Annotated in this window: 13 protein-coding genes; 8 read left to right on the top strand and 5 right to left on the bottom strand. The window is 60.7% G+C overall.

Translation table 11 applies throughout. From position 1 onward, the window contains the following. Positions 1–387: 387 nt before the first annotated feature. The 3 genes from ABIE58_RS19285 to ABIE58_RS19275 all read right to left on the bottom strand — a co-directional run bounded on the left by ABIE58_RS19285 (position 388) and on the right by ABIE58_RS19275 (position 2,250). A complete protein-coding gene (locus ABIE58_RS19285; protein ID WP_354546269.1) occupies positions 388–834 on the bottom strand; it encodes a TA system VapC family ribonuclease toxin in 447 nt (148 codons plus the stop codon). Next, positions 831–1,058 carry a hypothetical protein gene (locus tag ABIE58_RS19280; RefSeq protein WP_354546268.1) on the bottom strand — a complete coding sequence of 76 codons (228 nt, stop codon included), beginning with the start codon at positions 1,056–1,058 and terminating at the stop codon, positions 831–833. Before ABIE58_RS19280 ends, ABIE58_RS19285 begins: the two co-directional genes overlap by 4 nt. Before the next feature lie 94 nt (positions 1,059–1,152). Continuing rightward, positions 1,153–2,250 (bottom strand): tyrosine-type recombinase/integrase, encoded by a 1,098-nt coding sequence (locus tag ABIE58_RS19275; protein ID WP_354546267.1) that lies wholly within the window; start codon positions 2,248–2,250, stop codon positions 1,153–1,155. A gap of 156 nt (positions 2,251–2,406) precedes the next feature. On the opposite strand from ABIE58_RS19275, the gene ABIE58_RS19270 reads away from it, so the two are divergent. Beyond that, a complete protein-coding gene (locus tag ABIE58_RS19270) occupies positions 2,407–3,291 on the top strand; it encodes a DUF1403 family protein (protein WP_354546266.1) in 885 nt (294 codons plus the stop codon). Between the two features lie 2 nt (positions 3,292–3,293). Then, a complete protein-coding gene (gene scpB / locus ABIE58_RS19265; protein WP_354546265.1) occupies positions 3,294–3,905 on the top strand; it encodes an SMC-Scp complex subunit ScpB in 612 nt (203 codons plus the stop codon). A 248-nt stretch (positions 3,906–4,153) separates the two neighbouring features. On the opposite strand, the gene ABIE58_RS19260 is transcribed toward scpB, so the two are convergent. Beyond that, positions 4,154–5,383 carry a M20 family metallo-hydrolase gene (locus ABIE58_RS19260; protein WP_354546264.1) on the bottom strand — a complete coding sequence of 410 codons (1,230 nt, stop codon included), beginning with the start codon at positions 5,381–5,383 and terminating at the stop codon, positions 4,154–4,156. Continuing rightward, on the bottom strand, positions 5,376–6,038 hold the full coding sequence (locus ABIE58_RS19255) for a DUF1028 domain-containing protein (protein WP_354546263.1): 663 nt from the start codon (positions 6,036–6,038) through the stop codon (positions 5,376–5,378). Before ABIE58_RS19255 ends, ABIE58_RS19260 begins: the two co-directional genes overlap by 8 nt. A gap of 103 nt (positions 6,039–6,141) precedes the next feature. Between ABIE58_RS19255 and ABIE58_RS19250 the strand changes: the two genes are divergently transcribed. From ABIE58_RS19250 to ABIE58_RS19225, 6 genes are all read left to right on the top strand, one after another. Continuing rightward, entirely contained in the window at positions 6,142–7,719 is a 1,578-nt protein-coding gene (locus ABIE58_RS19250) for an ABC transporter substrate-binding protein (protein ID WP_354546262.1), read from the top strand. A gap of 71 nt (positions 7,720–7,790) precedes the next feature. Next, entirely contained in the window at positions 7,791–8,738 is a 948-nt protein-coding gene (locus tag ABIE58_RS19245; RefSeq protein WP_354546261.1) for an ABC transporter permease, read from the top strand. After that, on the top strand, positions 8,735–10,597 hold the full coding sequence (locus tag ABIE58_RS19240; RefSeq protein ID WP_354546260.1) for a dipeptide/oligopeptide/nickel ABC transporter permease/ATP-binding protein: 1,863 nt from the start codon (positions 8,735–8,737) through the stop codon (positions 10,595–10,597). The genes ABIE58_RS19245 and ABIE58_RS19240 overlap by 4 nt, the downstream gene beginning before the upstream one ends. Continuing rightward, positions 10,594–11,547 (top strand): ABC transporter ATP-binding protein, encoded by a 954-nt coding sequence (locus ABIE58_RS19235; RefSeq protein ID WP_354546259.1) that lies wholly within the window; start codon positions 10,594–10,596, stop codon positions 11,545–11,547. The genes ABIE58_RS19240 and ABIE58_RS19235 overlap by 4 nt, the downstream gene beginning before the upstream one ends. After that, positions 11,516–12,289 carry a FadR/GntR family transcriptional regulator gene (locus tag ABIE58_RS19230; RefSeq protein WP_354546258.1) on the top strand — a complete coding sequence of 258 codons (774 nt, stop codon included), beginning with the start codon at positions 11,516–11,518 and terminating at the stop codon, positions 12,287–12,289. The genes ABIE58_RS19235 and ABIE58_RS19230 overlap by 32 nt, the downstream gene beginning before the upstream one ends. A gap of 151 nt (positions 12,290–12,440) precedes the next feature. Next, the coding region (locus ABIE58_RS19225) for an IS6 family transposase (RefSeq protein WP_502950122.1) at positions 12,441–12,705 on the top strand (265 nt) is incomplete at its 3' end.

Genomic DNA, 12,705 nt, shown 5'->3' with positions numbered 1-12,705 from the left:
CCATCGTACCCATCCAACCATCGCTGCGACGTCACCTTCTAAGGCAATGTATAATGCTGGGCCAACCTCAAACCTAAAATCTTTGCAACAGAACCCTTCAACAGTTCCTGTCGCAGATGCTGATGCGGCTCCAGCTCCAGCTCGCGGGCTTCATCGAGAAGAACGAAGACAGCTTCGGATGGGTCGGTGAACACGCCTCGTTCGATCCGATCAAGGACCCAGAGAGCGAGTCTGGGCGGCAAATACGCCTGAAATCGCAAACCTCCCTCTGTTGCCGAGGCACGAAGAACTTGTGCTTGTTGACTCGCCCGCGCCCTGAGTTCCTTGGAGGTCCATGTTTCATCCGCCTCATCTGTCGCTCTGGCGCTCCTTACCTCGGTGGTGTGTTCACATGGATTTGCCGGACGGGATCAGATGAAGTGTGGCCTTTCCATCTCTCACCGCATTCACGGACAGACGCCGGTCAAACGTGGCAAGTTGACCGCCACGACCCTTTGCCAGAGCCAGTAGGTAGGTATCCGTGACTTGTGCGGAGGTCAGAACTCGGCTTGCGTCGATAGCGTCAGATCCGACAAGACTGAAATCTTCGGCCCAGAAATTGTGACCGGGCAAGGCGCGCAGTTGCTCCACGATCCCAGCCACGACGGCTGGAGATCCGGGCGAGTTCGGATACTTCGCGTTGCCGAGAATTCGCACTACTCCATTTTCTGTAATCGGACAGCTGGCCCACGACGCGCTACCTTCGTTTGCAAACCAATCATGCGCATCGTCATGGGCGACATGGGCCGGATCAATCAGGGCAATCAGGACGTTGACGTCGAGAAGGTATGTCACGGTGCCTCATCCCGAAGGGAGTTCACGACATCCATCGTCACGGGAGGGGAGCCAGGGCGAGATGTCAGAAGTGGAATGCCGTTACGTTCGGCCGGGGAGGCGGGACGTTTCAGCGAGCGCCGCGCAAGCTCGGATACCACCTCACCCAAACTGCGCCCTTGTTGACCCGCGATCGCCTTGGCTGCAAGCAGGACATCGTCATCAATAGAAAGAGTTGTTCTCATGGGGGTTTCTCCGCGCATCAGTCATCACGCATCATATGGGAGGGTGGCTGGATTCATCAAGAGCTGAATTTCGGCAGCCAGCCGGGCAGGGGCCTTACAACCCTGCGGCCTTGGTCAGGTTCACCCGGAACCGGTCACGGCGGCGCTGATAGCGGCGGGTCATTTCCGCCGAGGCGTGCCCGAGCTGCTTCTGGACGTAGCGTTCGTCGACCTCGGCAGAACTGGCGAGACCGGCCCGCAGGGAGTGGCCCGAAAACAGCGCCAGGCGATCTTTCTCGGGGAGATTGCCGCGGATGCCGCTTTTCAGAACGGTGTGCTTGATCAATCGTGCAACGTGCTTGTCTGACAGTCGAGCCTCGAGTGCGCGCTTGCCGTCGCGAGATGTGCGCACAAAAACCGGGCCAAAGTCGATCTTCGCGAAATGCAACCACTGCTCAAGCGCATGGACGGGACAGGTCTGATCTGATGAGCCGCGCCCGATCTCGACCTCGCGCCAGCCGGTCTTGGCGTTCAGGGTGAACAGGGTGCCTTTGTCGAAGATCTCGATCCAGCCGCCGCTGTCGGGCGTGTCGTCCTTGTGGACGTCGAGACTGACGATCTCGGATCGCCGCAGCCCGCCCGCATAGCCCAAGAGCAGGATCGCCCGATCCCTGAGCCCGCGCAGGTCGAAAGGCAGGGTGGCCACCATCGCGAGAATATCCTCGGCCAGGATCGCCTCCTTCTGCAGCGGCGGGCGGGCGTGTTTGCGTTTGATCCCGGCCAGCACCGTGGCGATGTGACGGTTCTTGCGATCGAGGGTGAAATCGCGTTGCGCGTAGCTCCAGGCAAGGCCGGACAAGCGGCGCTCGATTGTCGAAACTGATAGGGCAGGGGAGGGGGCCGAACCGGACGCCAGATCGGCCAGGTAGAGCCCAATCATCTCGGGAGACGGCGGTAGAGGCTCGGCACCCTTCATCCGGCACCAGCGCGTGAAATGCGCCCAATCCTTCGCGTAGGCCGTCAGCGTGTTGTCGGACGCTGCAGCGCGGGCATAGTCGCGGGCGGTGTCGACCAGGCGATCAAGGCTGCCGGACCCCGCAACATGGGAGGGCAGAGTGATCCCATCGCTTTTTTCTTGATTTCTCGCGTCGCCCTGAGCAGTATGGATCGCATCAGAGTTTGATGAAGTCGGTTTTTCGTCCTCTGAGGCCATTTCCCAGCGAATCCAGCAATGAAATTGAACTGGTTCCCCGCATATATTTTAATGTCCGATAATGCAAACTTATTGGACATTAAAAGATTGTACAAGGTGAGGCGGTTTTAGCAATATTTTGTGGAAGAAAGCGCCGTAGCGATGTAGACTTCAAGCATGACATTTGCTCGGGACACTCCCATCGACGACCAAGATACGTTACCCCGGATGCCCGGCTGGATCACCTTGGCACGTTCCGAAACCCTTGAAGATGTGGCGTTTTTGTCGGGCGCGGCGCTCGCTCACCTGCATCTTGTACTCAGGCACGAGGAGGTGCCCCAGCCCTTGTTTCGGGACCGCCTGGCGCTGCGCGCCGCGGAGGCCTGCATGACCTTCTCGGGTCGTCCTGAACGGGCCGGGGAGTTGCGCGACACGGTACACCTTCTGCGTCTCGGCGATCTGCCCGGACCGGCGGGGGAAACTTACCTTTCCTGGCGTCGCGCGGCGGAGCGGTCGCTGTCGGTCAAGGCTTTGGGCCGAGCACTACCGACCTTCGAGCCGGACCAGATCGCCACGTGGCTGGATGCGGGGCAGGGGGTGCCGGTGACGCGGGCGGCGCTGGTGCTGGAAGTTGTCCTGACGGACGCACCGCGTGCAGAAACATCTTCGCTGATCCTCGCCGACGCCGCCTTGGCCCAGGCGCTTGGCTGGGATCACGTCGTGCCCCTGCTGGCTGTCGGGTTGAAGCGCACCGACCTGCGCAAGCGCGGGGACGATCTGCGTCTTGCCTGTCATCGCGCGCTCGTTTCATCGGCGGTCGAAGCCGTGCGCCTCGCCGCAGACCTCGCGCGAAGGGCTGCGCACCTGAAGGCGGTCGCGCCAAAGCTTCGGGCGAAGGGGGCGGGCGACGCCGTCGAGATGTTCCTGACCCGCGATGCGATTGCGCCCTCAGCCTTGCCGTTACCAGATCGCGCCGCGCGGCGGCTCTGCGACCGGCTGGTCGACCTGGGTGCGGCGCGAGAGCTGACCGGACGGGACACCTTCCGGCTCTACGGGGTGTAGCGATGGCAAAGGACCGTAATGAGCCCGACCTGGACCGCGAACTGGCCGAGCTGCCGCCGGAGCTGCGTTGGCGGGAATGGATGCGCCGGATCGAGGCGGTGCTTTTTGCCAGTGCCGCGCCCGTCCCGCGCGAGGATCTTGCGCGCGTGGTGGGGCAGGGGGCCTCGGTCGACTTGCTGGTCGCGGATCTGGCGGCTGACCTGGAAGGGCGGGCCTTCGAGATTGCCCAGTTGGCAGGCGGCTGGATGTTCCGGACACGGAGCGCCTACGCGCCCGCGATCCGCGCCGCGGCGGATGTCGGGGATCAATTGCTGGACCTGAGCGAATTCGATGTCGCTGTCCTCGCCGCTATCGCCTACCACCAGCCGATCACCCGCGACGGCCTCAAGGATATCTTCGGCAAGGAGATCAGCCGCGATCTGATCGGGCGGCTGCATGCGCGCGAGTTGATCTGGACCGGACCCCGGTCACCACGGCGAGGCGCGCCCTATACTTTCGTCACCACAGGCGTGTTCCTCGCGGCCTTTGGGATGGAGAGCCTGCGCGACCTGCCAGACCCCGAACAGCTGGAGGATGCGGGGGTTGCAAGAGCTTCAGATCGTCCAGTGCCGTAAGGTCGCACACAAGCTGTGTAGCTGAGCCTATCTGCCTAGATTGCAAGGCACCGCTTCGTAAGAGGCAAATAGGAATCTGCGATTACAGACATGTGCGTCGGTTTCGATGGTGGTTCATTGCAAGAAAGGGCAGGCCAAACCAAAGTTCCAACCAAGACGGCGACTGGCTTTGCATCGGTGTTGTCACGTTAATGGACCTGAGGTTGCTGGTTCATTGATCCGGGCTAAAACGATCTGACTTTCGAAGGTTAGTTTGTAAGATCGGTTTGTAATAAAGCACACAAGACATCAATCGCAGCAGACATTGCAGCTGAATCGACGCTTTCGTTGGGGTGGTGGCTAATACTGTCCTTGCAGCGCGTAAACTGCATTGCCACTGGGCAAAGATCCGCCATTGCCGAAGTGTCGTGCGTGGCCCCCGAGGGCATATGCAGGGCTTTGTGGCCCTGTTTGCGGGCTGCTTGCGCCAGTCGTGAGCTGAGTTCATGCGCACAAGGGGTTGCCGCTTGTGCATATGTCCGACTGATATCCAGTGCCAGGTTGCGGCGCACTGCGATGTCATTGGCCCTGCTGGTCAACTCTTGGGCCGCCTCTTCGCGCAGGTCATCGGACGGAGCGCGCAACTCCAGCGTCAATGTTACCTCGCCCGGAACCGCATTGACCGCGCTTGGTCTGACTTGCAATTCGCCGACATTGGCTAACAATCCGTCGGTGTTCTGGGCCAAGGCTTCAACCGCGAGCACAAATTCCGACGCGCCGGCCAGCGCGTCGCGGCGCAGCTCCATCGGCACTGTGCCCGCATGCGCGGCCATGCCTGTCAAGGTAACACTATGCCTCTCGATCCCGCATATTGCTGTAACAATTCCTATTGGCTGTTCTGCATGTTCCAGCACAGGCCCTTGTTCCAGGTGCACCTCGACCCAACCCAGAATATTCGCAGGGTTACGTTTCAGACCGGGTAGGTTTTCGGGCGCAAGGCCGAAATCTTTCATGGCGCGGCGCAGTGAGATGCCATCGCGGTCCTGCATATCCAGCGCGGCCATGTCGAATGTTCCTGCCAATGCGCGTGGACCCATGAGTGCGGTAGGAAAGCGCACGCCCTCTTCATCAGCAAAAGTCAGAACTTCTACGGAAAAGGGAAGCGCGCGCCCGCTGGCGTGCAGCTTTTGAATGGCGAGGACTGGCAGAACCACGCCCATGATACCGTCATAGGCACCACCTTCGCGAACGGAATCCTGATGCGACCCCAACAGCAACACTGGCCCGTCCGCCGACCCGTCCAGCCGACCAATCAGCGTGCCTGCTGCATCCATCGACACGGTCAGACCTGCATTTTGCATTAACTCTGTCAGGATATCGAGCGCGGCGCGATGCTCTGGGGTAAAGGGCAGGCGCGTGACGCCGCGTCCGGGTTCAGAGCATTGCGCCAGCCTGTCCAGCCAGCTTTGCGCCAGAGCGCCCCAATTGATTTCAGTCATGGCCGCGCTCCGGGTTGTTGCGGGTGGGAACAGTGGGCAGCCAAGCGGCGTAATCCCCGCTTTGGCTGCGTGAGTAAAGCTCATCAAGTGCCGGAATCGGGTGTTCGGCCCAATCCACGCGCAGGCTTAGCGGGGGGGCGTCATCCGAGACCACCAAAAGCGCGGCGGATTGTAGACCCCGCGTGTCTCCTCCGGCCGTTTCGGCTGCGCTGAGGGCAGCAATCAGACGCTGCGCCACATGGCCGGTTGTGCCAAGATAGGTATCGCGGAGCGCTTGCAGAACGTGCGCACCGGCCAGCAAATTACCTGATACCACCAGCCCAGGCGCGATCAGCGCGCCCTTCCAGTCGGTATTTGAGTCTCCTGTATGACAGGCGGTATTGCCTGCCCGATCCAGCACGGCGAGTTGCCGCCAGTCACGCCCGCGATCTACTGTGATCAGCGATGTAACTGTGTCTTGTGCGCTTAGGCCGTTGCGCATCAAATCCAGCGCATCCTCGCCCCACATAGTCGACGGGGCCGCCCCTTGCGATGCCGACAGGCCCGCACGCGAATCGCCCCGCAACACCCAGCCGCCAACACAAAGCGATCCCGTTGCCGCCGCGCCAGCGAATGCGCCACTGCTTGAATCTTGCGCAAGTATTGAAAACGTCATCAGATAATTCCCCTGCTACACCCTATTTATCCTGAAAGTTTTGACCAATGTAAATTATCATGATAAATAATACAGGATAATCCAGCAACAGGGAGCGCCAACTATGGCTTTTTCATCACTGACCCGTCGTAGCTTCGGGATCCTGACTGCCGCTTTGTTGGCGAGCTCTGCGCTTGTCGCACCCGCCACTGCACAGACGCCACCGGGCGTATTGGTTGTGGGGCAGATTGCCGAACCGCAGGCGCTGGACCCGCACGCGGTTACCGCCGTCAATGATTTCCGGATTCTGATGAATATCTATGACGGGTTGGTGCGCTACCGCTCTGGCTCACTGGAGGTCGAGCCTGCCTTGGCTGAATCCTGGACAATCTCCGAGGATGGCAAAACTTATACATTTACCCTCCGTGATGGGATCAGCTTTCATGATGGCAGCGCCTTTGATGCCGAGGCTGTTGTCTGGAACTTTGAGCGGATGTTGAAGGAGGACCACCCCTATCACAATACCGGTCCTTTCCCGCTTTCGTTCTTCTTCCGCGCGATTGAGTCAGTTGAGGCCCTAGATGCAGCCACAGTGCAATTCACCCTGAAGGAGCCCTACGCCCCATTTTTGTCAAACCTTGCCTACCCGACCGGGCTGATCGTGTCGCCCGCCGCCGTAATGAAACATGGCGCGGATTTCGGGCGCAATCCTTCTGGCACCGGGCCCTTTCAATTTGCCGAGTGGCGCTCGAATGAGCGTGTTGTCGTGACCCGCAATGATACCTACTGGGACGGCACGGCAGGCACCGAAGCCGTCATCTTCCGTCCGATCACCGACGCCAATACCCGCGTGGCCGAGATGCTGGCAGGTGGCATTGATGTCATGGTCGAGGTTCCGCCTGTTGCGATCTCGCAATTTCAAGGCGCCACGCATACGGTGCATGAACAGGCCGGGCCGCACCTGTGGTTTCTGATCCTGAATGCCAAAGAAGGCCCTTTTGCCGACAAGCGCGTCCGACAGGCCGCCAATTATGCGATCAACAAGGGCGCATTGGTCAATGACGTTCTGGAAGGCACCGCCACCATTGCCGCAGGGCCCACGCCGCCTGCCTTTGCCTGGGCGTATAACGAAGACCTGGAGCCATACCCCTATGATCCTGATCGTGCGCGCGCATTGATCGCAGAGGCCGGGGCCGAGGGCGCAAGCCTGACCTTCTATGTGACTGAGGGCGGGTCTGGTATGTTGGACCCGGTCCCAATGGCTACTGCGATCCAGGCCGATCTGGCGGCGGTGGGTTTTGATGTGAAGATCGAAACCTATGAATGGAACACCTTTCTGGGCAAGGTAAATCCTGGATTGGAGGGTGAGGCCGATATGGCTGAGATGGCGTGGATGACGAACGATCCAGACACATTGCCGTTCTTGGCGCTGCGCACCGACGCCTGGCCGGACAAGGGTGGGTTTAATTCTGGCTATTATTCCAATCCTGAAGTCGATGCGCTGCTCGAAGCCGCGCGCGTCAGCACCGATCAGGCAGAGCGCGCGCGGCTGTATCGCGAGATGCAGGTGATCGTGCAGGAAGATGCACCCTGGGTGTTCGTGGCGAACTGGAAGCAGAATGCCGTGACATCGGATGCGGTGGCAAATTTCCAGTTGGAGCCGTCATTCTTTCTGCTCTTGAAGGACGTTGTGAAGAACTAGGCAGCCGAGAGGGCGCGCGGTTGCGCCCCCTTTTTTGAGTATTTTGAGAAAGATGAAAGGCAGGGATAGGCATGGGCGGGTATATTCTGAAACGCCTGCTGTCGGCTATTCCGGTGTTGCTGGGCATCACTGTGATCGTGTTCCTTATCATGGCGATGATCCCCGGTGACCCGGCGTCCGCTATTCTGGGCAGCTATGCAACACCTGAAAATGTTGAACGGTTGAACCGCCATCTGGGATTGGATGAGCCGTTATGGCGGCAATATTTCATCTGGCTGGGCAATCTGCTGCAAGGTGATTTCGGGCGGTCTTTTGCGCTGAACCGTCCGGTTCTGGATGAGATCCTGGATCGGTTTTCAGCCACGCTGATCCTTGCTGGCACGGCTTTCGTGCTGTGTTCGGTGTTGGGCATTATGGCTGGCGTGGTCTCTGCTGCGCGCCAGTATGGGCTGGCGGATAAGGCGATTACCTTTGTGGTGATCCTTGGCATTTCGGTGCCCTCGTTCTTTCTTGGTATGATGATGATCCTGCTGTTTGCGGTGCAATTGCAGTGGTTTCCGGTGTCGGGGATGTATGCGATTTGGGGCGGCGGTGATCTGCCGGATCTGATCCGGCACCTGGCCATGCCTGCGCTGGCGCTGTCGGTGGTTGCGACCGGTGTGATCGCGCGGCTGTCGCGGGGCGCGATGCTTGAAGTGTTGCGGCAGGATTTTGTCCGCACTGCCCGCGCCAAGGGCGTGCATGAGCGCCGCGTGATCTGGGGCCATGCGCTGCGCGCGGCGATGGTCAGCATCATTCCGGTTCTGGGCATTCAGGCAGGGTTTGTGCTGTCGGGTGCTGTGTATATCGAAATGGTGTTTCAATGGCCGGGCATTGGTCGAATGTTGGTCGATGGCATTCTGAAACGCGACATTCTGCTGGTGCAGGGCGGCGTGGTCTTTGTGGCCGCTTGTTATGTCGGCTTCAACATCGTGGTTGATGTGACACAAAGCCTGCTTGATCCGAGGATCCGCACATGACCCTGTTTCTACGTCTTTTGTTTCGCAACAAGCTGGCAGGCTTTGGGGCGGTGGTGCTTGGCGTGATCGTGGCGCTGGCGCTGCTGACGCCGATTTTACCGCTGTATCCCCCGAATGACACCGACACCGCCAATCGTTTTTTGCGGCCCCTGTCGGAGGGGTACTTGCTGGGCACCGACCATCTGGGGCGCGATCTGTTGTCGCGACTGATGTGGGGCACGCGGCTAAGCCTTGCCGTGGGCTTTGCCGCCGCGCTGGTCGCAGGGTTGGTGGGCGCAGCCATTGGTGTGGTGGCGGGCTATTTTGGTGGACGCACGGATAACGTGACCATGCGCGGCGTCGATATGTTAATGGCCTTTCCCTACATCTTGTTGGCTTTGGCGATTGTGGCGGTGTTGGGGCCGGGATTGCTGAATGCGCTGATCGCCGTTGCGGTGGTGAACATTCCGTTTTTTGCGCGCAATATACGCGGCGTGACCGTGGGCATTGCGCAACGGGAATTCATTGACGCGGCGAAGCTGGCGGGCACGGGGCACACGCGCATTCTGCTGACAGAGGTGGTGCCGAATATCGTGCCCGTAGTGGTGATTGCCATGTCCACCACCATTGGCTGGATGATTCTGGAAACGGCAGGGCTTTCCTTCCTTGGCCTGGGCAGCCAACCGCCGCAGGCTGATCTGGGGTCGATGCTGGGCGAGGCGCGCTCGGCGCTGATTACGGCGCCGCATACGTCCATTGTGCCGGGGGTGATGATCCTGTTGATTGTGATGTCGGTCAACCTTTTGGGCGACGGCATCCGCGATGCATTAGACCCGCGGCTACGCTCGGGCGCGTTGGCGCGGCCCATGGCCACCACGCGTGTGGAACGTGCCGGCACCCCTGCACCGAGTGGTGAAGATCTGTTGCGCATTGATGATCTGGAGACGCAGTTTCACGTCGGCTCGCGCATCTACAAGGCGGTCAACAAGGTCTCACTCGATCTCGAGCCAGGCGAATGTCTGGGGCTGATCGGCGAGTCTGGCTCGGGCAAATCGGTCACGGCGCTGTCGGTGATGGGGCTGGTTTCGTCGCCGCCTGGTGTGATCACCGGCGGTGCGGTGCGGCTGGAGGGCAAGGACCTGATTGGCGCGCCTTACGAGTTGCTGCGTTCGCTGCGGGGGCGCAAGGTGGCCTATATCTTTCAGGACCCGCTTTCGACCCTGCACCCGCTTTACCGCATCGGCGATCAGCTGATCGAGGCGATCCGCGTGCATGAGCCCGTCAGCCATGCCGTAGCGCATGAGCGCGCGGTCAAGCTGCTGGCGGATGTGCGCATACCCAATTCAGAGGCGCGGGCGGGGGCGTATCCACACGAACTGTCGGGCGGCATGCGCCAGCGCGTGGGCATTGCCATGGCGCTGGCCAATGATCCCGACATCATCATCGCCGACGAGCCCACCACGGCGCTGGATGTGACCGTGCAGGCGCAGATTCTGGCGCTGCTGTCGGACCTGCGGCGCGACCGGGGGTTGGCAATTTTGTTCATCACCCATGATTTCGGCGTGGTGGGTCAGCTTTGCGACCGTGTGGCGGTCATGTATGGCGGCCGGATCGTGGAAACCGGACCGACCGCCGAGGTGCTGGCGGCACCTGCGCATCCCTATACCGCGCGCCTGATTGCCTGCGTGCCGGAACTGGGCGGCGGGCGGCGGGTGATGGCAGCCATTCCTGGTCTCCCGCCTGCGGTGGATGACCTGCCGCCGGGTTGCGCCTTTGCGCCGCGCTGCGACAAGGCGCAGGAGGCCTGCCGCAAGGGTGCGATCGATCTACAAGGCGACACGCGGAAAGTCCGTTGCCTGTTACCGGAGGGCGTAAAATGACGCTTGCCTTGAAAACGACCGATCTGGCTAAAACCTTTGACATTGGCAAGCGCCTGATCGGCCCGCCGCGCGCGCAGGTCCATGCCGTCCACCCGGTATCGCTGGAGGTCCGCACGGGCGAGACGCTGGGGATCGTCGGCGAATCGGGATGCGGCAAATCCACCCTCGCGCGGATGCTAGTGGGGCTTTTGCCGCCGACATCGGGGGTAATCGAAATCGAGGGTCGCGCGCTTGATCGCGCCGATCCGGCCGCCTTCGGGCGGCTGATCCAGTATGTTTTCCAGGATCCGGTTTCAAGCCTGAACCCGCGCAAGACCATCCGTCAGATCATGGAAGTGCCGCTGCGCTTGTTGCACGGCCTCAAGGGCCACGCGCTAGACAACCGGATCTCCGAACTCTTCGATGCGGTGAACCTGCGCCCCGAATTCCTCAGCCGCTACCCGCATGAGTTTTCCGGCGGGCAAGCGCAGCGCATCGGGATCGCCCGCGCCCTTGCCGCCAGGCCGCGTATCCTGATCCTCGACGAGCCGGTCTCGGCGCTGGACGTGTCGGTGCAGGCGCAAGTGCTGAACCTGCTCGCCGATCTGAAGAGGGAATTCAACCTGACCTACCTGTTCATCAGCCATGATCTGGCCGTGGTCGAGGCGGTGAGCGACCGGATTGCCGTGCTCTATTTCGGGTCATTGGTGGAAACCGGCCCTGCCAAACAGGTCTTTGCAGCACCGCGCCATCCCTATACCAAGCTCTTGGCAGACTCGGCACCGGTTGTGGGCCGCCCTCTGGGAGGCGCGCAATCGGGCGAGTTGCCGGACCCACTGAACCCGCCGCCGGGCTGCGCCTTCGCCGGGCGCTGCCCGCGCGCATCCGATCTGTGCAGCGCCAAGGTGCCCGGGCTGCGCGCCGTTGAAGGAGACCAGTTTGCCGCCTGCCATCACCCGCTCGAATCCTGAACGCCTGTCGCGCCCGCAACAGGTGGCCGAGGCGATCAAGTCCTGGGTCATGGAAAACGGCTGGGGGCCGGGGGACCGGCTGCCGTCGGAGACCGAGCTGATCGGCCGTTTTGGCATGGCCAAGGGCACCATCCGCGAAGCGATCCGTATTCTGGAGGCGCAAGGGCTGGTCAAATCGCGCACCGGGCCGGGGGGCGGGGTGTTCGTGCATCAGGTCTCCGAAGAACGCGCAACCGCGCTTTTGGGCAATTACTTCTATTTTCAGGATCTGACGATTGATGATGTCTATCAGATCCGTACTGTTCTGGAGCCGGAACTGGCGGCGTCACTGGCAGGCAAGCTCTGTGAGGCCCAACTTCTGGCACTCCAGGATGTGATGACCTGCTACGCCGAACCCGCGCGCTCGGCACAGGAGGAACGCGAACAACATATTGCGTCACTCAGATTTCATGCGGTTTTGGCAGAAATGTCGGGCAACCCGCTGTTGCGTTTTCTGATCCGGTTCATTGCAAACATGCTGGCCGAAATCACGGTTTCGCGAAAGCTCTATTCACAACCCAATCAAGAGCTGTGGTCTTCGGGGCTCGATTACCAGTCTCGCCTGCTTGACGCTTTGCGCTCTGGCGATAGTGCCGCTGCTCGGACAATTCTCGCTGAACATATGCAAAATGCCCACCGACTTATGCGGTTGCAGGAAACAGCTCTCACCCAACGTTTCCTGCGCGAGGGAAAGATTATCTGATCTCTCGCACCAGACGGAACAACCTGCTTCACCATCGCCTGAGATTGTACCGGGCACCTCTAAAAATTGCCCTGAACCCTGCGCTGCGGGGTGTTGTCACGTTAACGGCCCTGAGGTTGCTGGCTTATTGATCCGGGCGTAGGCGGTGTCGATGCAGACAGAGAAAATCAGCTACAAACGCCACCGGTTTCCGCCTCAGATCATTGCTCATGTTGTCTGGCTCTACGTCCGGTTCAATTTGAGCCTGCGCGAGGCCGAGGAGCTGATGCTGGAACGCGGCGTGGACGTTTCGTATGAGACGATCCGGCGCTGGACCGTCAAGTTTGGCCCCCTGATCGCGCACGTTCTGCGGCGACGGCAGCCGCGCCCCGGCGATGTCTGGCATCTGGACGAAGTCGTCGTGAAGATCGCGGGCC

This window comes from Roseovarius sp. MBR-78, from assembly GCF_040547535.1.
Lineage (GTDB): Bacteria > Pseudomonadota > Alphaproteobacteria > Rhodobacterales > Rhodobacteraceae > Roseovarius.
Note: the sequence above shows the minus strand (reverse complement) of the source record. Positions and strands in the feature narration are given on the sequence as shown.

What these genes read in the sequence shown, in the direction of transcription:
- ABIE58_RS19280 (WP_354546268.1), bottom strand. Translation starts at nt 1,058, where the DNA reads ATGAGAACAACTCTTTCTATTGATGACGATGTCCTGCTTGCAGCCAAG.
- ABIE58_RS19275 (WP_354546267.1), bottom strand. Translation starts at nt 2,250, where the DNA reads ATGGCCTCAGAGGACGAAAAACCGACTTCATCAAACTCTGATGCGATC.
- ABIE58_RS19270 (WP_354546266.1), top strand. Translation starts at nt 2,407, where the DNA reads ATGACATTTGCTCGGGACACTCCCATCGACGACCAAGATACGTTACCC.
- scpB (WP_354546265.1), top strand. Translation starts at nt 3,294, where the DNA reads ATGGCAAAGGACCGTAATGAGCCCGACCTGGACCGCGAACTGGCCGAG.
- ABIE58_RS19260 (WP_354546264.1), bottom strand. Translation starts at nt 5,383, where the DNA reads ATGACTGAAATCAATTGGGGCGCTCTGGCGCAAAGCTGGCTGGACAGG.
- ABIE58_RS19255 (WP_354546263.1), bottom strand. Translation starts at nt 6,038, where the DNA reads ATGACGTTTTCAATACTTGCGCAAGATTCAAGCAGTGGCGCATTCGCT.
- ABIE58_RS19250 (WP_354546262.1), top strand. Translation starts at nt 6,142, where the DNA reads ATGGCTTTTTCATCACTGACCCGTCGTAGCTTCGGGATCCTGACTGCC.
- ABIE58_RS19245 (WP_354546261.1), top strand. Translation starts at nt 7,791, where the DNA reads ATGGGCGGGTATATTCTGAAACGCCTGCTGTCGGCTATTCCGGTGTTG.
- ABIE58_RS19240 (WP_354546260.1), top strand. Translation starts at nt 8,735, where the DNA reads ATGACCCTGTTTCTACGTCTTTTGTTTCGCAACAAGCTGGCAGGCTTT.
- ABIE58_RS19235 (WP_354546259.1), top strand. Translation starts at nt 10,594, where the DNA reads ATGACGCTTGCCTTGAAAACGACCGATCTGGCTAAAACCTTTGACATT.